The organism is Pseudobacillus wudalianchiensis, from assembly GCF_001685015.1.
Lineage (GTDB): Bacteria > Bacillota > Bacilli > Bacillales > Domibacillaceae > Pseudobacillus > Pseudobacillus wudalianchiensis.
The window spans coordinates 254806-276295 of record NZ_MAYT01000028.1 but is presented as its reverse complement, the minus strand read 5'-3'; the positions used below and the strand labels follow the sequence as shown (position 1 = coordinate 276295).

Annotated in this window: 20 protein-coding genes and 1 other annotated feature; of the genes, 19 read left to right on the top strand and 1 reads right to left on the bottom strand. The window is 41.9% G+C overall.

Annotated features, from left to right (window positions below; translation table 11 throughout):
* The first annotated feature begins 230 nt into the window (after window positions 1-230).
* The 10 genes from A8F95_RS16720 to sigE all read left to right on the top strand — a co-directional run bounded on the left by A8F95_RS16720 (window position 231) and on the right by sigE (window position 12479).
* Window positions 231-1709 (top strand): UDP-N-acetylmuramoyl-L-alanyl-D-glutamate--2,6-diaminopimelate ligase, encoded by a 1479-nt coding sequence (locus A8F95_RS16720; protein WP_065411602.1) that lies wholly within the window; start codon window positions 231-233, stop codon window positions 1707-1709.
* Window position 1710: 1 nt separating this feature from the next.
* A complete protein-coding gene (mraY, locus tag A8F95_RS16715) occupies window positions 1711-2685 on the top strand; it encodes a phospho-N-acetylmuramoyl-pentapeptide-transferase (protein WP_049661380.1) in 975 nt (324 codons plus the stop codon).
* Window positions 2685-4037, top strand: coding sequence for a UDP-N-acetylmuramoyl-L-alanine--D-glutamate ligase (gene murD / locus A8F95_RS16710; protein WP_065411543.1), 1353 nt, complete (start codon window positions 2685-2687; stop codon window positions 4035-4037). The genes mraY and murD overlap by 1 nt, the downstream gene beginning before the upstream one ends.
* Window positions 4038-4105: 68 nt before the next feature.
* On the top strand, window positions 4106-5206 hold the full coding sequence (spoVE, locus tag A8F95_RS16705; RefSeq protein ID WP_049661388.1) for a stage V sporulation protein E: 1101 nt from the start codon (window positions 4106-4108) through the stop codon (window positions 5204-5206).
* Between the two features lie 429 nt (window positions 5207-5635).
* On the top strand, window positions 5636-6730 hold the full coding sequence (murG, locus tag A8F95_RS16700) for an undecaprenyldiphospho-muramoylpentapeptide beta-N-acetylglucosaminyltransferase (RefSeq protein WP_065411542.1): 1095 nt from the start codon (window positions 5636-5638) through the stop codon (window positions 6728-6730).
* Window positions 6731-6910: 180 nt separating this feature from the next.
* Window positions 6911-7696: a cell division protein FtsQ/DivIB gene (locus A8F95_RS16695; RefSeq protein ID WP_065411541.1), complete on the top strand. Its 786-nt coding sequence runs from the start codon at window positions 6911-6913 to the stop codon at window positions 7694-7696.
* Between the two features lie 344 nt (window positions 7697-8040).
* Window positions 8041-9330: a cell division protein FtsA gene (gene ftsA / locus A8F95_RS16690; protein WP_065411540.1), complete on the top strand. Its 1290-nt coding sequence runs from the start codon at window positions 8041-8043 to the stop codon at window positions 9328-9330.
* Window positions 9331-9370: 40 nt separating this feature from the next.
* The gene (ftsZ, locus tag A8F95_RS16685; RefSeq protein ID WP_065411539.1) at window positions 9371-10534 is read left to right on the top strand and encodes a cell division protein FtsZ; all 1164 of its coding nucleotides are present in this window, start codon (window positions 9371-9373) and stop codon (window positions 10532-10534) included.
* Between the two features lie 260 nt (window positions 10535-10794).
* Window positions 10795-11721: a sigma-E processing peptidase SpoIIGA gene (spoIIGA, locus tag A8F95_RS16680; protein ID WP_065411538.1), complete on the top strand. Its 927-nt coding sequence runs from the start codon at window positions 10795-10797 to the stop codon at window positions 11719-11721.
* Between the two features lie 38 nt (window positions 11722-11759).
* Window positions 11760-12479 carry an RNA polymerase sporulation sigma factor SigE gene (gene sigE, locus A8F95_RS16675; protein ID WP_049661397.1) on the top strand — a complete coding sequence of 240 codons (720 nt, stop codon included), beginning with the start codon at window positions 11760-11762 and terminating at the stop codon, window positions 12477-12479.
* A gap of 477 nt (window positions 12480-12956) precedes the next feature.
* Here sigE and A8F95_RS22160 read toward each other — a convergent pair whose 3' ends face one another.
* Window positions 12957-13223, bottom strand: coding sequence for a hypothetical protein (locus tag A8F95_RS22160; protein ID WP_141676291.1), 267 nt, complete (start codon window positions 13221-13223; stop codon window positions 12957-12959).
* Window positions 13224-13363: 140 nt separating this feature from the next.
* Between A8F95_RS22160 and sigG the strand changes: the two genes are divergently transcribed.
* From sigG to ileS, 9 genes are all read left to right on the top strand, one after another.
* Window positions 13364-14140 (top strand): RNA polymerase sporulation sigma factor SigG, encoded by a 777-nt coding sequence (sigG, locus tag A8F95_RS16670; RefSeq protein ID WP_041099837.1) that lies wholly within the window; start codon window positions 13364-13366, stop codon window positions 14138-14140.
* Between the two features lie 103 nt (window positions 14141-14243).
* Window positions 14244-14516, top strand: coding sequence for a YlmC/YmxH family sporulation protein (locus A8F95_RS16665; protein WP_065411537.1), 273 nt, complete (start codon window positions 14244-14246; stop codon window positions 14514-14516).
* 67 nt (window positions 14517-14583) lie between these two features.
* The gene (gene pgeF, locus A8F95_RS16660; protein WP_065411536.1) at window positions 14584-15417 is read left to right on the top strand and encodes a peptidoglycan editing factor PgeF; all 834 of its coding nucleotides are present in this window, start codon (window positions 14584-14586) and stop codon (window positions 15415-15417) included.
* Window positions 15414-16085 (top strand): YggS family pyridoxal phosphate-dependent enzyme, encoded by a 672-nt coding sequence (locus A8F95_RS16655; RefSeq protein WP_065411535.1) that lies wholly within the window; start codon window positions 15414-15416, stop codon window positions 16083-16085. The genes pgeF and A8F95_RS16655 overlap by 4 nt, the downstream gene beginning before the upstream one ends.
* Before the next feature lie 17 nt (window positions 16086-16102).
* On the top strand, window positions 16103-16540 hold the full coding sequence (locus A8F95_RS16650) for a cell division protein SepF (RefSeq protein ID WP_065411534.1): 438 nt from the start codon (window positions 16103-16105) through the stop codon (window positions 16538-16540).
* Window positions 16541-16545: 5 nt separating this feature from the next.
* Window positions 16546-16809, top strand: a complete 264-nt coding sequence (locus A8F95_RS16645) for a YggT family protein (RefSeq protein ID WP_049661406.1) — start codon at window positions 16546-16548, stop codon at window positions 16807-16809.
* Window positions 16810-16906: 97 nt separating this feature from the next.
* Window positions 16907-17683: a YlmH family RNA-binding protein gene (locus A8F95_RS16640; protein WP_065411533.1), complete on the top strand. Its 777-nt coding sequence runs from the start codon at window positions 16907-16909 to the stop codon at window positions 17681-17683.
* A gap of 105 nt (window positions 17684-17788) precedes the next feature.
* Window positions 17789-18298 (top strand): DivIVA domain-containing protein, encoded by a 510-nt coding sequence (locus A8F95_RS16635; RefSeq protein ID WP_065411532.1) that lies wholly within the window; start codon window positions 17789-17791, stop codon window positions 18296-18298.
* A 55-nt stretch (window positions 18299-18353) separates the two neighbouring features.
* Window positions 18354-18572: a binding site (T-box leader), on the top strand.
* 59 nt (window positions 18573-18631) lie between these two features.
* A complete protein-coding gene (gene ileS / locus A8F95_RS16630) occupies window positions 18632-21403 on the top strand; it encodes an isoleucine--tRNA ligase (protein ID WP_065411531.1) in 2772 nt (923 codons plus the stop codon).
* Window positions 21404-21490: the final 87 nt, after the last annotated feature.

Genomic DNA, 21490 nt, shown 5'->3' with positions numbered 1-21490 from the left:
AGATAAATTCTTGATTTCCCGCCGTTTTTATCGGCGGGTATTTCATTTATTAAGATAAAATCATAAATTCATGACTAAAAAATCATGCAAAAAACAGAATTTGTGGTAACATGGTCGTTGTGATTTTTTCTGAAAAGAAGTCGCATCCTGCTCTTTTTTTAGTTAAAATAGAAAAAGGCTTGCTTAAACAAGAATACATATTAGAAGCTGTACGGAAAGGATTGAAAAAAGTGAATCTATCAGACTTATTAAAGTCTCTCCCTTTTTATACATTATCTTATTCATCAGACCCCGAAATTTTATCTTTAGAGAACGACCATCGTCAAGTGAGAGAAGGGGCTTTATTTATTTGTATTAAAGGTTATACGTTTGACGGCCATACGGTTGCTCAGGAAGCGGTGAATAAAGGGGCAAGAGCGATACTAGCAGAGCAGGCTGTTGAAGTAGAAGGAGCACCGGTTATTATGGTAGCCGATACGAAAAAAGCAATGGCCATTCTCGCTGATTTTTATTATGGATCTCCGACCACTGGAATGCAGCTTGTCGGCATCACGGGCACCAATGGAAAAACAACAACAAGCCATCTCTTAACTGAGATTTATAAGGAAGCGGGCGAAAAGACCGGCCTAATCGGAACAATGTATATGAAGATTGGGGAAGAAGTGATTGACACGAAGAACACTACACCGGAAAGCCTGACGCTGCAAAAAACATTTAAAAAAATGAGAGATAAAGGTGTTTCGGCGGCTGTAATGGAAGTGTCTTCTCACTCATTAGTGGAAGGCCGGGTATGGGGCTGTGATTATGATATTGCTGTTTTTACAAATTTAACGCAAGATCACCTCGACTACCATCATACAATGGAAGAGTATCGACGGGCGAAGGGACTGTTATTTGCGCAATTAGGCAATACCTATTCAGCGGACAAACCAAAATTTGCTGTGCTGAATGAAGATGAAGAAGCATCTGCTATTTACAAGAGAGAAACGGCTGCCCATATTGTCACTTATGGAATTGACAATCGGGCTATGTTTCAGGCTACAGATATAGTATTAACATCTGCAGGCACAGAGTTCCTATTACATTATCCGGACGGTCATAGAAAGGTCAAAACAAAACTCGCCGGGAAATTCAATGTTTATAATGTTTTGGCTGCTTTAGCTGCTGCGTGTACAGCAGGTATAGATCTTAACACAGCGATTCGTGCCATTGAGCGGATGGAAGGAGTAGCGGGACGCTTTGAGCTTGTGTCAAATGATGAAGGAATTGCGGTAATCGTTGATTATGCCCATACGCCGGACAGTCTTGTGAATGTATTAAAAACCGTTCAGCCGCTGACTGCTGGCCGCGTGCTCACCGTTGTCGGCTGCGGGGGCGACCGGGACCGGACAAAACGGCCGCTCATGGCTAAAGCAGCGTGTGAGTATGCGACAGATGCTATTTTTACATCTGATAATCCGCGGAGTGAAGACCCAGCTGCTATTTTAAAAGATATGGAAGCCGGAGTAGTGGGAGAAGAGTATAAAGTGATACCTGACCGGAGAGAGGCCATTTTTTATGCTATCGAGCAGGCGCAATCTGGTGATGCTGTCGTTATAGCTGGAAAAGGCCATGAAACCTACCAAGTCATTGGCAAACAAGTGCTGGACTTTGATGACCGGGCCGTTGCCAAAGAGGCGCTCAGCAGCCGGAAGAAAGAGGCGAATTAATATGCTGGAGAGAGATGTATTTTTAACCATGTTCATGGCTTTTTTTATCACGGTTATTATAGCGCCGATGTTCATTCCCTTCTTACGGAGATTGAAATTTGGCCAAAGCATACGTGAGGAAGGGCCAGAGTCCCACCAAAAAAAATCAGGCACACCGACGATGGGTGGCCTCGTTTTCCTGCTCGCTATTATTATCACTGTGCTGTTTATGACACAAATTTACGCGAAAGTTGGAGCGGAAACCGTGCTGCTATTGCTTGTCACAGTTGGTTTTGGCTTATTAGGTTTCCTTGATGATTTTATTAAGGTTGTGATGAAGCGTAACCTCGGATTGACTTCAAAGCAAAAGTTGGCAGGGCAAATTGTCATTTCTGTACTTTTTTACATTATTTATACGAAGAATAACTTATCAACGGAGTTAACGATTCCTTTAACAGACATTTCATTTGACGCCGGCATTTTATATGCGTTATTCGTTATTTTCTGGCTTGTCGGCTTCTCAAATGCTGTCAACTTAACCGATGGCCTTGATGGGCTTGTATCGGGTACGGCGGCGATCGCTTTTGGCGCTTTTGCTGTACTGGCGTGGAATCAAGGACTTGATGAAACAGCTATCTTTTCTTTTGCGGTAGTGGGAGCGGTGCTAGGTTTCTTAGTTTTTAACGCTAACCCAGCAAAAGTATTTATGGGAGATACTGGGTCACTCGCTCTTGGAGGGGCCATTGCAGCTATTTCTATTTTGACGAAATCTGAATTTCTTTTACTCATCATTGGAGCTGTTTTCGTAGCCGAAACCTTGTCGGTTATTATTCAGGTTATTTCTTTCAAAACAACAGGTAAGCGAGTATTTCGCATGAGCCCGCTTCACCATCACTTTGAATTAGGCGGATGGTCAGAATGGCGGGTAGTCGTTACATTTTGGACGGTCGGCGTGCTTTGTGCGATGATCGGAATTTACATCGGAGCGTGGATTTAGTGAAAACAATAACAGATTTTCAGCATAAAAAGATTCTTGTATTAGGCCTTGCCAAAAGTGGAGTAAGTGCAGCCTTGCTTTTACATAAACTAGGTGCCTTCGTTACAGTAAATGATCGAAAGCCCCTGGGAGAAAATCCGGAAGCACAGCATTTGCTTGAACAAGGAATTAAAGTGATTTGTGGAAGTCATCCAATCGAATTATTAGATGAAGGTTTTGAAATGATCGTGAAGAATCCTGGAATCCCTTATCATAATCCGCTCGTTGCTGGAGCGGCTGCTAGAGGGATTCCCGTATTAACAGAAATAGAGTTGGCTTATTTAATCTCGGAAGCTCCGTTCATTGGAATTACCGGTACAAATGGAAAAACAACAACGACGACGCTAATCTATGAGATATTTAAAGCTGACAAGAAAAGTGCCGTATTAGCTGGAAATATCGGACAAGTAGCCTCGGAGGTGGTTCAGAAAGCGAAGCCAGCCGATCATGTAGTGATTGAGCTCTCTTCTTTTCAATTGCTTGGCATAGACAAGTTCCGACCGCATATCGCGATTATTACGAATCTATATGATGCTCATCTTGATTACCATGGAACGAGAGAAGAGTATGCGAAAGCAAAATTAAATATCACTAAAAACCAGACAGCGGAAGATTTTCTTATCGTGAATGCTGATCAAGAACATTTGATGAAATTAACGGAAGACACACAGGCAACGATCATTCCTTTTTCTACAAAAGAAATAAAAGAAGCCGGTGCATGTGTGCAGGATGGATATATTACGTTCTGCGGCGAAAATATTATTGCTCTTGCAGAAGTAGCACTTCCAGGCGCTCATAACTTGGAAAACATATTGGCTGCTGTGTCGGCAGTAAAATTGGCTGGTATTGGGAATGAAGCGATTAAAGAAGTGTTAACCACATTCTCAGGCGTAAAACACCGTACGCAGTTTGTTCGTGAGTGGAATGGCAGAAGGTTTTATAACGATTCAAAAGCGACGAACACACTTGCTACAAAAAGTGCATTGACTGCATTTGACAAGCCAATCGTCTTACTGGCTGGCGGTTTAGATAGAGGAAATGGATTCGACGATTTAATTCCTTATATGAATAACGTAAAGGCGTTAATTGCCTTTGGTGAAACAGCGGAAAAACTGATGGAAACGGCAAGCAGGGCTGGCGTGAAAACAACAATCAAAACAGAAAATATGCAGCAGTCAGTTCAGGCAGCTTATGAAGCTTCGGTAGAAGGGGATATTATTTTACTGTCACCGGCTTGTGCAAGCTGGGATCAGTATAAAACTTTTGAACAGCGTGGAGATATATTTATCGAAGCTGTGCATACATTGAAATAAAGAGCTTGTCTTCTTAAAAGTACATGTCGGGGCATGCTCTGGATTCTTTGAATTAGAGGTGTATGCCATTGCCGGTAAAAAAATTCGCTCCTGATTATTTCCTGTTGATTTTGATTTCAGTTCTGCTCACTATTGGGATTACGATGGTATACAGTGCCAGTGAAATATGGGCTGAATACAAATTTCATGATGCTTTCTTTTTTGCCAAAAGGCAGCTGCTATTTGCCATCGTTGGATTTGTGGCGATGCTCATGATTATGAACGTGGAATATTGGACGTGGCGCCGCTTTTCGAAAACAGCGTTAATCGTCTGTTTTGTTTTGTTAATCCTTGTGTTGATCCCAGGTGTAGGAATGGTGAGGAACGGTTCACAAAGCTGGATTGGAGCAGGAGCCTTTTCGATTCAGCCATCGGAATTTATGAAGCTCGCGATGATTATTTTTTTGGCTGGTTATTTATCGGAAAATCAGAAGCACATGATTTATTTTAGAAAAGGGCTGCTGCCGGCATTAGGTCTCGCATTCACAGCATTTGGTTTAATTATGCTGCAGCCGGATCTTGGTACGGGAACTGTCATGATCGGTACTTGTCTCGTTATGATTTTCTTGTCCGGTGCTCGAATTTTTCATTTTTCTCTAATGGGGCTTGCTGGCATTGCTGGCTTTGTAGCATTAGTTTTATCGGCGCCTTATCGGATTAAACGGATTACTTCCTTTTTAGATCCATGGTCTGACCCGTTAGGAAGTGGATTTCAAATTATTCAATCGCTTTATGCGATTGGACCAGGCGGACTGTTTGGGCTTGGAATTGGCGGCAGCCGGCAAAAGTATTATTATTTGCCTGAACCGCAAACAGATTTTATTTTTGCTATACTAGCAGAGGAGCTTGGGTTTATCGGAGGAATTTTTATTCTCTTGCTTTTTTCTTTATTGTTTTGGCGGGGTATCCGGATTGCCTTGAACGCTCCAGATCTGTTTGGCAGCTTCCTGGCAGCCGGGATTATTTCTATGTTAGCTATACAAGTTATTATTAATATTGGTGTTGTTACAGGTTTAATGCCTGTTACTGGTATTACCTTGCCGTTTTTAAGCTACGGGGGCTCTTCCTTAACTCTCATGCTGGCGGCGTTTGGTATTCTATTAAACATTAGTCGTTATGCCAAACGGTAATCCATGCTTTCGATTTAAGAACAAACGATGTATTCAGTTTGACAGCCTTAAACATAGTGTTTATCTATCGTCTGGAACCTGATCATTCAGGTTTCTTTTTTTGTTTGTTGAAAAATTCTTTGTTTTGTTCTCATACTAATTGATTCTCTTTATCAACTTGCTATAAGATGAGATTATGCTAGGTGATTTTATGGAAAACAAAACCGTTACTTGAGTCAAGAATGTAACAATTAGGTGAGAATTGCTACATTTTTTTTGTTTCCTTTTCAAATAAGCAAAGTTATATTTATATAATGGGTGATTGTAGTATGATAAAGAGCAGCTACCTGTCTCTATTTTGAGAAGGGAAAGGCCAAGAAACCTTTTTATTAAATGATACATACACTTATAGCAAGAAGACGTGCAGTGATTAATTTGAGGTGAAACGTAATGAAAATAGTTGTTAGCGGTGGAGGAACTGGCGGACACATTTATCCAGCTCTAGCCCTTATTCGAACAATAAAAGAAAAACATCCTGAAACTTCATTTTTGTATATTGGAACTGAAAAGGGATTAGAGTCCAAGTTAGTGACGAGAGAAGACATTCCTTTTCGTTCTATCGAAATAACGGGCTTTAAACGAAGTATTTCTATGGAAAATGTAAAAACCGTGATGCGCTTTTTAAAGGGCGTAAAAGAGTGCAAAAAAATGTTAAAGAAGTTTAAGCCTGATGTAGTGATTGGTACAGGCGGATATGTGTGCGGCCCTGTTGTCTATGCGGCTGCTAAACTCGGTATCCCAACAGTGATCCACGAACAAAACAGCGTACCGGGATTAACGAACAAATTCCTGAGCAAATATGTGGAAAAAGTAGCGATTTGTTTTGAAGAAGCAGGCAGCTTTTTTCCTGAAAGCAAAGTGGTGCTAACTGGGAACCCTCGTGCTTCTGAAGTAGTGAGTGCGAAGCCTTCGCGTGCTTTGGAGAGCTTTGGACTATCTGAAAATAAGAAAACAGTACTGATTTTTGGAGGCAGCAGGGGAGCACGTCCCATTAATGAAGCAGTCGTGCAGTCACTTTCCGAGTTTGCCAGCCGGCCATATCAAGTTCTCTATATAACGGGTGATGTCCACTTTGAACAAGTGCAAAGAGAAGTAGAAGCTGCTGGCAAGCCCGAGAACGTAGCGATTCTTCCTTTTATTCATAACATGCCAGAGGTTCTTGTGGAGTGTGATCTTGTTGTTTCGAGAGCGGGAGCCACAACATTAGCGGAATTAACAGCTCTTGGTGTTCCGAGTGTGCTCATACCAAGTCCGTATGTAACGAATAATCATCAGGAAAAGAATGCTCGTTCGCTAACAGATCATGGGGCGGCCATCATGCTTCCGGAAAAAGAACTAAACTCTGCTTCACTATTGAAAAATCTGGATGACGTGTTACTCAATGAAAAGGAATGGGAACGGATGAAAGAGGCCGCTGCTCATTTAGGGATTAAAGATGCATCAGAGCGTTTATATGCAGTGATGGCGGAGTTAGCTAATAAATAAAGTGAAATAAGGCATGATTAATGCAGAAACAACAGTAAGTAAATAAAAGAGTGGTTTTTTCTTTTATCCTCTTTCTCTCTGCATTACAATAGGTGTAATGGGGAAGAGTATGCGGCATGGATATTTTTATCCGCTCTTCCGTTATTTATTCGACAGATCGGTGAACCTGGAGGAAAGGATATGGACGAAGGAAAAATTATCTCAATTGAAGAGAGAATTCCAAAGCTGAAAAAGCTGAGGAAAAGAAAAACAAATCGGCGGCTCATCTTCATTATTTCCTTGTTTTTCCTGATTGTACTAGCTGTTGCTTATTTTCAGTCGCCGCTAAGTAAAATTGCCTTCATTCAGGTTGAAGGAAATGCATTAACTCCAAAAGCTGAAATTATAGCAAAAAGTGGTGTCCAAGAAGGGGACAGCATTTGGAAAGTTGAAGCTAAACAAACAGAGAAAAAACTTGAAAGTGATCCGAAAATTCATCAAGCCGATGTGTCAATTGTTTTTCCTAACAGAGTAAAAATTTCAGTAAAAGAACAGCAAAAGCTTGCTTACCTAGCAAAGGGAAAAAAGCTGTTTCCCGTATTAAATAACGGAGCGATACTTAGAGAAGCAGTTGATGGGACTCCGGAACAATTACCTGTTTTATATGATTTCAAGGCAGGCAGAGCGCTGGATCAGCTTATGAGCTCTCTTGAACAGCTGCCAGTGGAGATCGTAAATTCTATTTCAGAAATTTACTATGCTCCGAAAAAGACCGATTCTCTTCACGTTCAATTATTTATGAATGACGGGTATGAAGTTTCGGCTACGCTGAAAACTTTTTCTGAAAAGATGATTTATTACCCTATGATTGTCAGTCAACTTGATCCGAACATTAAGGGGATTATTGACTTGGAAGTAGGATCCTATTTTAAACCATACGATTCAGAGAAAGTAAAGGCAATTGAAGAACCGACTCCTCAACAGTAGGGATTGCTTTTGGTAAGGGGGCCATTATTTGGAATGCGGAAACTTTTTCCTGTTGTTCCTATAATTGGAGGTTCGTGTTGCTGCTCTTTCGATAAAATTGACTTTTCTAGGGTGGCAACTTGGTGTAGACTTGTAAATAGCGGTTTGTGAACGCTTTGAAGATCTTCTGCTTTTTGCTTTTTCCTACGCAATCTAGGAAAAAGGTAAAATAGTAAAAAATATTAAAATTTAAAAGGGAATTATGTTGAAAATGACGAATGTTTTCTATTATATAAATAATTCGACCAAAAAGAAAAATTGTTGTTCGGACAATGAGTTTTCAGAGCTGAGGGAGGTGCCAAAGAATGAACAGCAATGAAGTGTTAGTAAGTCTTGACATCGGTACGTCCGCTATAAAAGTAATAATTGGTGAAATGGTAAATGAATCATTGAATATTATCGGTGTTGGGAATGTAAAATCGAAAGGAATTCGCAAAGGCGCTGTCGTAGACATCGATGAAACCGTTCATTCAATAAAGAAAGCAATCGAGCAAGCAGAAAGAATGGTTGGTATAGAAATTAAACAAGTGGTCGTTGGCATTGCCGGCAATCACGCTCTTTTACAGCCATGCAGTGGAGTGGTGGCTGTCTCTAGTGAAAATCGAGAAATCACTGATGTAGATGTGGCAAGGGTGATTGATGCTTCTCAGGTTATGTCCATTCCCCCTGACCGTGAGATTATTAATGTCATTCCTAAGCAATTTATTGTAGACGGTCTAGATGAAATTACAGATCCGCGCGGCATGATTGGCGTCCGCTTAGAGATGGAAGGAATCATCGTAACGGGCTCTAAGACATTCTTACATAATACATTACGTTGTGTAGAGCGGGCCGGTCTTGAAATTATGGATATCGTTTTTCAACCGCTGGCAGCGGGAGAAGTAGCTTTGTCGAAAGATGAGCAAAATTTAGGCACAGTTCTCATTGATATTGGAGGGGGATCTACAACAGTAGCCGCGTTCAGTCAAGGGAATATAAAAGCCACTGCCGTCTTTCCGATCGGCGGCGACCATATTACAAAAGATTTATCGATCGGGTTGCGTACGACTACAGAAGACGCAGAAAAAATCAAGCTGAAGCATGGACATGCTTTTTATGACATGGCCTCTGAAGAAGAGGTATTTAGTGTTCCTATTATCGGCAGTGATCAGCATCAGCAGTTTAGTCAATTGGAAATTTCCGATATTATTGAAGCGAGATTAGAAGAAATATTTGAAATGATTCTTGATGAGTTGAGACATCACGGAATTCACGATGTGCCTGGTGGCTTTGTTTTAACGGGCGGAACATCGTCTATACCTGGTATACTTGATTTAGCTCAAGATGTTTTCCAAAATCGTGTTCGCATGGCGATTCCTGATTATATTGGAGTAAGAGAGCCTCAGTATACAGCTTCAGTTGGGTTAATTAAGTATGCTTACAAGAATGCTAAATTACAAGGCAGAAAAGTAAGTGCTGTCCAAGAACCAATTACGGTGCCTGACTCGCGGCAGGAAGAGCCTTTACCGCCTAAAAAAGCGAAGGTTGAAAAGCAGCCGGAACAAAAGCTGACTTCAAAAGTAAAGAAATTTTTCGGTTATTTTTTCGAGGAATAAGTCATCTTAGAGAAATAACGACGAATTAGGAGGATTTGTCATGTTGGAGTTTGATACTAATTTAGATTCATTAGCGACGATAAAAGTTATTGGCGTAGGCGGCGGCGGAAACAATGCTGTTAATCGCATGATCGAGCATGGGGTGCAGGGGGTTGAATTTATCGCGGTAAATACAGACGCCCAAGCACTTAATCTTTCAAAAGCTGAAGTGAAAATGCAAATTGGTTCTAAGCTCACTCGCGGATTAGGAGCAGGAGCTAATCCAGAAGTGGGAAAGAAAGCCGCTGAAGAAAGCAAGGAGCAAATTGAAGAAGCATTACGTGGAGCCGATATGGTATTCGTAACTGCCGGAATGGGTGGTGGTACAGGTACTGGAGCAGCACCTGTTATTGCTCAAATTTCGAAAGATCTTGGAGCCTTAACAGTAGGGGTTGTGACTCGTCCATTTACATTTGAAGGGCGCAAACGGGCTACACAGGCGGCTAGCGGCATTGAATCGATGAAAGCAGCCGTTGACACATTAATCGTCATTCCGAACGATCGCTTACTGGAGATTGTGGATAAGAGTACACCGATGCTTGAAGCATTCCGAGAAGCAGATAATGTATTGCGTCAAGGGGTTCAAGGTATATCAGATTTGATTGCTACTCCAGGTTTGATTAACTTAGACTTTGCTGATGTGAAAACGATTATGTCTAACAAGGGTTCTGCCCTCATGGGGATCGGTATCGCTTCGGGAGAAAATCGCGCAGCAGAAGCAGCGAAGAAAGCCATTTCCAGCCCATTGCTCGAAACGTCTATCGATGGAGCACAAGGCGTTATCATGAATATTACGGGCGGTACGAATTTAAGCCTTTACGAGGTTCAAGAAGCAGCTGATATCGTTGCTTCCGCTTCTGATCAGGAAGTAAATATGATCTTTGGTTCAGTCATTAACGAGAACTTAAAAGATGAGATTGTTGTAACGGTTATTGCCACTGGCTTTAAAGAGTCAGACCTGCAGCAGCCGAAGCAGCCGAGAACGGGTTTTGGTCAAATGAAACAACCAACTGTTCAACAAGCACCGATGTCTCCGCCAAAGCGCGAAGTACGGCATGAAGAGCCGCAACAGCAGCAAGAAATGCCAACGAGACAACCTTCGCAGCCAGCGGAAGAAACGCTCGATATTCCAACATTCCTTAGAAACAGAAACAGACGCCGCTAAAGGGTGTCTACATTGTAAAGATCAAGGCTATTCTTTTGGATAGCCTTGATCTTTATTTTATTTTAGAACATGCGTTCTATAAATGCAACTAATTATCCCCATTTTCCCGCTTATCTAATCTGACAAAAACCGAAATTTTCCTTTAAAAATTGTTTAGTTTCCCTTCTATATTGTGACACACTTCTTTTTGCTTGCCCGATATACTTGAGTAAATATTCTTATTTACATGCAATGAGGCGTAAAAGGAGGATAGGATACGTGTGGTTGTATACTTAGATGCATTATGGCTGTTGAACTTGCTTGCCGATAGCTTGCTATTATGGATGACAGCTATCTTTCTCAAGAGAAACGTAAAAGGGTATCGTCTCCTAATAGGAGGAGGAATAGGGTCTATTAGCATTTTGCTGATGGTTACCCCTCTTGCCCCCATAGCAGGACATCCACTGGCGAAAATTTTATTATCGACCGTTATGGTGTTCGCTGTATTTGGTTATAGACGGTGGAAATACTTTTTCGTTAATCTCATGACTTTTTATTTTTCGACGTTTTTAACGGGAGGCATGCTGCTGGGAGCCCATTATTTTATTGAATTTGATATGCAATTGGAGTCGGACTTCTTCTTAGCTGGGTTAAAGGGGTTTGGTGATCCAGTCAGCTGGATTTTTGTCATGTTTGGTTTGCCGATCGCTTTTTACTTTGCTAAGAGTCGAGCTGATGACTTTGAAACAGCTAAACTTCAACACGATCAACTGCTTAATGTGAAGCTCAAAATTAACGAAGCTGATTTTTCTTTAAGAGGATTGGTCGATACAGGAAATCAACTTCAGGATCCGATTACTAAGTGTCCTGTTATGTTTGTTTCTATTGCTGGTTTAGAGGAGCAGCTGCCTAGCGAAGTTGTGAAAGCAGCTGGCCAACCGGAAGTTTTACTGTTTGAAGAGGAATATTTGCCGAAAGAATGGTTGGAAAAAATGAGGTTAATCCCTGCCAAGTCTGTTGGAAAGGCTCATCAATTGCTGCCTGCTTTTAAACCCGATTATGTGGAGGTAAGCAACGAGAAAAAGAAAACCGTCATTTCGAAAGCGCTCGTTGTTTTTACGCCGATGAGTTTATCATCTGATGGCCAGTTTTCGTGTATATTGCATCCGAAGATGGTCCTATCTCTATCTTACGAAGAAGTATCATAGCTTGCGATATTTATTCTTATTATTGAGGAGGTTGCTTTATGAGGAATTTGCGATTAAAAATCACTTACTATTGGTACAAGCTGCTGATTAAGCTAAAGTTGAAGACTGACGAGATATATTATATCGGCGGGAGTGAAGCACTTCCACCCCCTTTATCAAGGGATGAAGAAGAAAAACTGCTGGTTAAGCTGCCGAAGGGTGATCAGGCAGCAAGAGCTTTGCTCATTGAGAGGAACCTTCGACTCGTCGTTTACATTGCAAGGAAATTTGAAAATACCGGGATCAATATTGAAGACTTAATTAGCATCGGTACCATTGGTTTAATCAAAGCCGTCAACACATTTAACCCGGAAAAGAAAATAAAATTAGCGACCTATGCCTCACGATGTATTGAAAATGAGATTCTCATGTATTTGCGCCGCAACAATAAGATCCGCTCGGAAGTATCGTTTGATGAACCGCTAAATGTGGATTGGGATGGAAATGAGCTGTTGCTCTCCGATGTGCTCGGAACTGACGATGATATCATCACAAGAGATATTGAAGCAGGAGTGGATAGAAGTCTCTTATTCAAAGCAATGGAACATCTAACGGATAGGGAAAAACAAATTATGGAACTGCGTTTTGGTTTGAAAGGAGAAGAAGAAAAAACACAAAAAGATGTTGCCGATTTATTGGGTATTTCACAATCTTACATTTCAAGGCTGGAAAAAAGAATTATTCAGCGCCTGCAAAAAGAATTTAATAAAATGGTTTGACTGACCCAGATTCCCCATTTGCAAACGAACGGCTGAGCGCCTAACCGAATGCAGACAAATGGGGGATTTTTGTTGTTTATGAACTAAAATAACTATAAGCATAATTCAAAATAGGCTTGTAAACTGAAACAGATGCTCTCTAAAGTTAAAGTTTGTTCACGAATCGACATAGGTATTCACTTAGCGGAATACTCCTGTGAATCCTAGCTGAGCTGTTTCTGCGATAAGTCAGCATCGAATCGCTATCGCTTTCCGTGTTTCCTTTATCTCATTCGGATCTGTCCAGCCCATACGCCGTTGAACGGCCGCTTCCGCACTTCCTTTGTCCAGCTGCAGGCGCTAGTGCGTACGGTGGTTTCGAATTTTTCTGCAGGAGTCAAGGAGCGACTCTCACAGAAAATCCTCCAACCCCCTATCGCACTGGACGAGCGCCTTTCGCTTTTCGAATGTCCAGCTGCTCCTCCTTGCCCCTCGAGGTCATAAGCCAATCTGGCTGTGTGGCTGAAGAACGCCACTCCGCCATTTCGTCTTATGCTTGTCGGGGCAGGGCAGTCGGCTCCGCATTTCTATTGTCCAGTTGCAGCGGCTAGACTCTCGGTCATAAGCCGTCACGCCTGTGTGGCAAAGAGCGCCACTTCGGCGGTCCGTCTTATGCCTGCCGAGTCTGGGCAGCTGCTTCCGCTTTTCTTGTCTAGCTGCAGGCGCTAGTGCGTACGGTGGTTTCGAATTTTCTGCAGGAGTCAAAGAGCGACTCCCACAGAAAATCCTCCAACCCCCTATCGCACTGGACGAGCGCCTTCCGCTTTTCTTTTATGCATAGTTTTCTTTTTGTGGGGAGATACTGTTGGTTGTACAGCAGTTCCTGCGAGGAGGGAAATTTCATAATGGCGCGAAACAAAGTGGAGATATGCGGTGTGGATACTTCGAAGCTTCCTGTGTTGAAAAATGAAGAGATGCGTGATTTATTTCGTCGTCTTCAGGGAGGAGAGCTAAGTGCCCGAGAAAAGCTGGTAAATGGGAATTTGCGGCTCGTTCTAAGTGTAATTCAACGGTTTAATAACCGCGGTGAATATGTGGATGACTTGTTTCAAGTTGGCTGTATTGGACTAATGAAATCGATTGATAACTTTGACTTAAGCCATAATGTCCGTTTTTCTACATATGCTGTGCCTATGATTATCGGTGAGATTCGGCGGTATTTGCGTGATAATAACCCGATTAGAGTTTCTCGTTCGCTGCGGGATATTGCTTATAAAGCGCTGCAGGTGAGAGAGAGGCTGATTGCTGAAACATCGAAGGAACCGACAGCTGAAGAGATCAGCAGGGAACTGGATGTACCGAAAGAAGAAATTGTATTCGCACTTGATGCCATTCAAGATCCAGTCTCTTTATTTGAGCCAATTTATAATGACGGCGGCGATCCTATTTTTGTGATGGACCAATTAAGCGATGACAGCCATAAAGACACGCAATGGATTGAGGAAATCGCTTTAAAAGAAGGCCTGAAAAGACTAAATGATCGGGAAAAAATGATTATTCGCAAACGCTTTTTTCAAGGTAAGACACAGATGGAAGTAGCCGAAGAAATTGGGATTTCACAGGCGCAGGTTTCAAGGCTTGAAAAAGCAGCTATTAAACAAATGAATAAAAATATTAATTAGAAAATAGATAAGACTCTTGTGAGGCAGGCGCCTAAAGAGTCTTATTTTTTTATTTCTGCATATAGTAGTATATCGGTAACTAAGAACCAAAGGAGGCAAGACATTGGGAAGAATATCTGATTTTCAGTTAAAAGATATTATCAATGTAGCCAATGGCAAGAAACTCGGCAATATTTCTGATATTCACCTAAATTTAACAGCGGGAACCATTGATTCGATTGTGATTAGCACTTCAGGAAAAATTCTTGGTCTCTTTGGAAAAGAAGAAGAAATTGTCATCCCTTGGTCACAGATTGTTAAAATTGGAGAAGATGTGATTCTAGTTCGCTACTCTGAACAATCGCTGCCCGCAGACGCTGGACAGAAAAATGAATAATTTGTTTTTCAGTGACGTTTCCTGTTTGATTATGTTACACTAAAAGAAAATGCTCGGGAGTAGAAAAATGACAGAACCTTTTGTTTCTGCACATAACAGTTTTTATATAATAAAAGATTGGCACGAAACTGTTCCTGGCCTTGTTGCGGGATTTTCCACTAAAATGGGCGGCAAGAGCACCGGGGATTTTGATAGCTTAAATACCGGTTTTCATGTAAATGACCGATTGGGAGATGTCATCGCTAATCGTCAGAAGCTGGGTGAGCTTCTGAGTTTTCCTGCAGAGGCATGGATTGGTGCCTGCCAGACACATGAAAACCGTATTGCCTGTGTAACAAAATCGGACAGTGGGAGAGGAGCCTTATCGTATGACTCAAGTCTCCCTGATACGGATGGTTTGTATACAGATGAAAAGGGCATCCTGTTAACACTTTGCTATGCTGATTGTGTTCCTCTCTATTTTTTATCGAAAAAACATGGGAGAATAGGGACTGCTCATGCAGGTTGGAAGGGAACAGTGCTCGGTATTGGAGCTAACCTTGTAGAGCAATGGAAGAAAGACGGAATTGAGCCACAAGAAATAGAAGCGGTCATTGGCCCGTCCATTTGTAAAGGTTGTTATAAGGTTGATAGCCGAGTAATTGACGCAGCACAGCGTTGGATTAGTGATCTTGATTCTCCACCATTTTCACCAGTGGCTGGGGAGGCAGGACAGTTTCATCTTTCTTTGCAAGAGCTCAACAAGCTCATCTTACTGAAAGCAGGACTTCCCCTTGAAAATGTCCGTGTGACAAAGTGGTGTACAAGCTGCAGTGCGGAGTTTTTTTCTCATCGGCGCGATCAAGGCAAAACGGGAAGAATGTTAGGGTTCATTGGATGGAAGGAAGGAGTTTCAACGTGAAAGTAGCAGAAAAATTACAGGACATACAGTCACAGATTCAAGCAGCTTGCCAAAAAGCAGGCAGACAGCCGGATGAAGTGAAAATCATTGCTGTAACAAAATATGTATCAGTAGAACGGGCTCAGGAGGCGCTTGAAGCCGGACTTATTCATCTCGGGGAAAACCGAGATGAAGGGTTATTAGAAAAGTGGGACAAGCTAACAGGAGAGCCAGTTTGGCATTTTATTGGCAGCCTGCAATCGAGAAAAGTTAAAAATATAATTGATAAAGTTTCATACATACATTCTCTTGACCGTCTTTCATTAGCGAATGAAATTGATAAACGGGCAGGAAAGCCGATTAATTGCTTTGTTCAAGTGAATGTATCGGGAGAAGAGTCCAAGCATGGTTTGTCTCCAGAAGAGGTTGTTTCGTTTGTAGAGCAGTTAGCTAAATATGAAAAGATTGTTATATGCGGCCTGATGACAATGGCACCGTTGACAGATAATGAGGACCTGTTAAGAAGCTGCTTTAAACAATTAAAACAGCTTCAGAAGGAAGTTCAGAGCAAACGATTGCCGCATGCACCATGTACGGAGTTGTCAATGGGGATGAGCAATGATTATCAAATTGCCATCGAGGAAGGTGCAACGATGGTCAGAATTGGCACTGCCCTTGTTGGTGAATAAGCCCGGGAGGTGGAATGATGGGAATCAAGTCTAAGTTTAAAGCCTTCTTTTTATTAGATGAAGATGACTATCAACTGGTGGAAGAGACTGAGGTGGATGAAGAGGAAAGACCAGTAAAAAACGCAAAACCTGCTAAGAAAAATGTAGTGAGTCTACAAAGTGTGCAAAAATCTTCTAAGGTTATTCTTAGTGAACCGCGAGTTTTTGCAGAAGCGCAGGAGATTGCGGACCATTTAAAGGGTAGAAAAGCGGTCATTGTCAATTTGCAGCGTATTCAGCATGATCAAGCAAAGCGAATTATTGACTTTTTAAGCGGCACCGTTTATGCCATTGGTGGAGATATTCAGCAGCTTGGCCCAAAAATCTTCCTTTGCACTCCAGATAACGTGGAGGTGGATGGCAGCATTACACAGTTTTTAACAGAAGATGATACTGATAATACGAGGTGGTCCTAAGCGATATGGAAATCGTGGTTGGTTTGTTGATGAGACTGATTGAGCTCTATTCCTGGGCTCTTATTATCTATATTTTAATGTCCTGGTTTCCAAATGCCCGTGAAACATCTATTGGGCGCTTTCTTGCTAGAATTTGCGAGCCTTATTTGGAACCATTCAGAAAAATTGTTCCCCCGCTCGGCATGATCGATATTTCACCGCTTGTTGCTTTTCTAGTGTTGAATCTGGCAACAAGAGGATTGAGTCAACTTGCCATTTGGGTAATTTGATAACAAGACTAGATCGCAAGGGGAAGCAGCTGCTTCCTTTTTTGCTTTTATTTAAGAGCTCTGTAGTAACAAGAGCCAATAAAAAGGAGAACAGGGTATGTCATCCATTTATCAGCATTTTCGTCCAGAAGAAAAGGAGTTTATTGATCAGGTGTTCGAATGGAAAAGAGAAGCAGCTGAAATGTATGCACCAAAGCTGACAGATTTTCTGGATCCTCGAGAACAGGAGATTGTTCGATCAGTTGTCGGGGCCCATGGTGACACGGCTGTTTTCTTCTTTGGCGGAACTGCTCATACAGAGAGAAAAAGAGCTTATATTTGTCCTAGTTATTTTACCCCTGTCGAAAAAGAGTTTGATATTGTATTATATGAACTTCATTACCCTGATAAATTTGTGTCCATTGCCCATCCCCAGGTACTTGGCAGTCTAATGGGTCTTGGTCTGCGGCGGAGGAAGTTTGGGGATATTTTAACCGATGGGAAAAGAGTTCAGTTTCTAGCTGCAAAAGAAGTGAGCCATTATATTGAAGTGAATTTAAATCGAATTGGCAAGACGGCAGTCACGCTAGATAAAAAGAGTCCTGATGAAGCCATTGCCCAAGAAGAGGAATGGAAAGAAATAAGCACGACTGTCAGCTCTCTGCGCCTCGATGCTGTTTTATCTGCTTTTATGAAGCAGTCGAGACAAAAAGTGCAGATGGCTATTAAGGGCGGGCTTGTAAAGGTTAATTGGAAGCAGCAGGAGAATCCGGCTTTTGAATGTACGGAGGGCGATGTTTTTTCTGTAAGAGGAGCCGGAAGGGCGAAGCTGTTAACGGTCGAAGGACAGACAAAGAAAGAAAAATGGCGAATCGTATTAGGAATCGTAAAATAAATTCGCAAAATTACAGGAATTTCACCACAAACTGTTGAAAAACCTATATAATGTTAAACAGTAGATGAAAAATGTTAATGAAAGATTTGTAATGGAGGTGGGCTTGTGCCTTTAACGCCGTTAGATATACATAATAAAGAATTCAGCCGTGGATTTCGCGGATATGATGAAGATGAAGTAAATAGTTTTTTAAATCAGATTATCAAAGACTATGAATTACTGATTCGAGAAAAAAAAGAGCTGGAAGAGCAGCTAAACAGCCAAAGTGAAAGGCTTGGATACTTTTCGAATATTGAAGAAACGTTAAATAAATCGATTGTTATTGCTCAGGAGACAGCAGAAGAAGTAAAAAGAAATGCCCATAAAGAAGCGAAGCTTCTTATTCGGGAAGCAGAGAAAAATGCAGATCGTATTGTGAACGAATCACTGGCGAAGGCAAGAAAAATTGCGATCGAAATTGAAGAGCTGAAAAAACAATCGAAAGTATTCCGTATGCGCTTTAAAATGTTAATGGAAGCTCAGTTAGATCTGCTGAATAATGATGACTGGGATGCTCTAATGGAATTTGAAGTAGATAATGAGGAATTAGAGAAACTAAGCGAAGAAGAATTGTAAGCTTGACGAACTGCTGAACAATTTTTATAATTGAAACATTAGAAAAGCGAATAAGACACACGCGATGATAGGGACAGTACATTTTTTAGTTTTTTAAGCGAGTCGGGGAACGGTGCGAGCCCGGTAAAGGCGAAAAATGGAATATCACCCTGGAGCGCTCTTTCCGAACGATATTCAAGTAGGGAAGAGCGAGTCATTCACGATACGAATGCTTGAGTGAACACATTTTTGTGTTAAGCAGGGTGGCACCGCGGGAAACCTTCTCGTCCCTTTTTTAGGGATGAGAAGGTTTTTTTTGTTGAAGCTGTAATTGTAAAAAAGGAGGATCTACTAATGGAATATAAAGACACATTATTAATGCCGAAAACAGAATTTCCAATGCGCGGCAATTTGCCGAAGCGTGAACCGGCTATGCAGGAAAAATGGGAAGAAATGAAAATTTATGAGCGAGTTCAGGAGCGGACAAAAGGACGGCCAATGTTCGTCCTTCATGATGGCCCTCCTTATGCGAATGGTGACATTCATATGGGACATGCGCTCAATAAAATTTTAAAGGATTTTATCGTCCGTTATAAATCAATGAGCGGCTTTCATGCGCCATATGTACCTGGTTGGGACACACATGGGCTGCCAATTGAGCAGGCGCTGACAAACAAAGGCGTCAAACGGAAGGAAATGACGATTGCTGAATTCCGCAAGCTGTGTGAAGAGTATGCCTACGAACAAATCGCAAACCAGAAAGAACAATTTAAGCATTTAGGTGTACGCGGTGATTGGGATAATCCGTATATTACATTAAAGCCGGAATATGAAGCTCAGCAAATTAAAGTGTTCGGCGAGATGGCGAAAAAAGGCTATATTTATAAAGGGTTACGACCTGTGTATTGGTCTCCATCCAGTGAGTCGGCTCTTGCTGAAGCTGAAATCGAATATAAAGACAAGCGTTCTCCTTCTATTTACGTTGCTTTCGATGTAAAGGATGGAAAAGGCGTATTAGACGAAGGAACAAAAATTGTCATTTGGACAACGACTCCTTGGACGATTCCGGCTAACCTTGGAATTTCTGTTCACCCTGACTTAACGTACGCCGTTATGGAAGCAAACGGAGAAAAATATGTAATTGTAGAAGAGTTAGTGGAAGAAGTAGCCGCTAAAGTGGGCTGGGAATCTCCTCAAGTGGTGAAAACAGTTAAAGGGGCAGAGTTGGAGCATATTCTTGCGAAGCATCCTTTATACGGAAGAGATTCACTCGTTATGCTTGGCGAGCATGTGACGACAGATGCCGGAACAGGCTGTGTCCATACAGCACCTGGACATGGGGAAGATGACTTTATCATTGGGAAAAAATATGGATTGGATGTTCTTTGTCCAGTGAATGATCGCGGCGTCATGACAGAGGAAGCACCTGGCTTTGAAGGTTTGTTCTATGATGAAGCAAACAAGCCAATTACAGAGAAATTAGAAGAAGCAGGCGCACTATTAAAGCTAGAATTCTTCACGCATTCTTATCCGCACGACTGGCGGACAAAGAAACCAGTTATTTTCCGGGCAACGGCGCAATGGTTTGCCTCTATTGATAAATTCCGTAACGAACTGCTTGAAGCGGTAAAAGAAACAAAGTGGGTACCGGCATGGGGCGAAACACGCCTATTCAATATGGTACGTGACCGTGGAGACTGGTGTATCTCTCGTCAGCGCGTTTGGGGTGTACCGATTCCTGTTTTTTATGCGGAAAACAACGAACCGATCATTACGGATGAAACGATCGCACACGTATCAGAATTGTTCCGTGAACACGGCTCAAATATCTGGTTTGAAAGAGAAGCGAAGGAGCTGCTTCCGGAAGGCTTTACGCATCCGGGCAGTCCAAATGGTCATTTTACAAAAGAGACCGATATTATGGATGTATGGTTTGATTCTGGTTCTTCCCATCAAGCTGTTTTGGAGGAACGCGAAGACTTACAGCGGCCGGCTGATCTCTATTTAGAAGGATCTGACCAATATCGCGGCTGGTTTAACTCGTCTTTAACGACAGGAGTGGCGATTACTGGAAAGGCTCCTTATAAGGGAGTATTAAGCCACGGCTTTGCCCTTGATGGCGAGGGTCGGAAAATGAGTAAATCACTCGGAAACGTTGTAGTCCCTTCTAAGGTTATGAAGCAGCTCGGTGCTGACATTTTACGTCTATGGGTAGCTTCTGTAGACTTCCAGGCGGATGTTCGTGTATCGGATGCGATCTTAAAACAAGTAGCTGAAGTTTATCGTAAAATCCGTAATACGTTCCGTTTCTTGCTCGGTAATTTAGCTGATTTTGAACCGAGCCGTGATACGGTTGCTTACGAAAATTTGCGTGAAGTCGACCAATTTATGCTCGTTAAGTTGAATAATCTTATTAAAGAAGTTCATTATCATTATGAGAACTATGAATTTGCCGCTATCTATCATGCGGTTAATAACTTCTGCACAGTGGACTTAAGCGCGTTCTATCTTGATTTTGCAAAAGATATTTTATATATCGAACCAGAAAATCATCAAGATCGCCGTGCGATTCAAACCGTCTTGTATGAAACACTGCTTTCTTTAACAAAGCTTTTATCACCAATTTTATCGCATACAGCCGATGAAGTTTGGGCTTATGTACCGGGTGTTTCGGAAGAGAGTGTCCAATTAACAGATATGCCAGAGTGTAAGGAACTATCTGGAGCAACTGAGCTGGTCGATAAGTGGACGAAGTTTATGAAGCTTCGTGACGATATTTTAAAAGCTCTCGAAGAAGCCCGGAATGAGAAAGTAATCGGAAAGTCATTAACAGCGAAAGTAACAGTGTACACTGATGAAGAAGCAAGCGCGCTATTAGACTCTATCCAAGAAGATATGAAACAGTTATTAATCGTGTCAGGATTCGAGCGGGGCGGAGCAAAAACAGAAGCTCCTGCTCATGCTTTACAATTTGATCATGTAGCTGTTGTAGTCGAAAAGGCAGAAGGGGAAACATGTGAACGGTGTTGGGTTGTTTCTGCTGAAGTGGGAGCAGATTCAAATCATCCGACACTTTGCCCGCGTTGTGCCGAAGTTGTTTCAGAGCACTACGCTGATGTACAGTAAGATAGATAAAGAAAAGCTGGTGCTCATGCCAGTTTAAGTGGAGGTTGTCCTGCAAGTGTCCGTTCTGATAAATTATGCCGTGTGGAT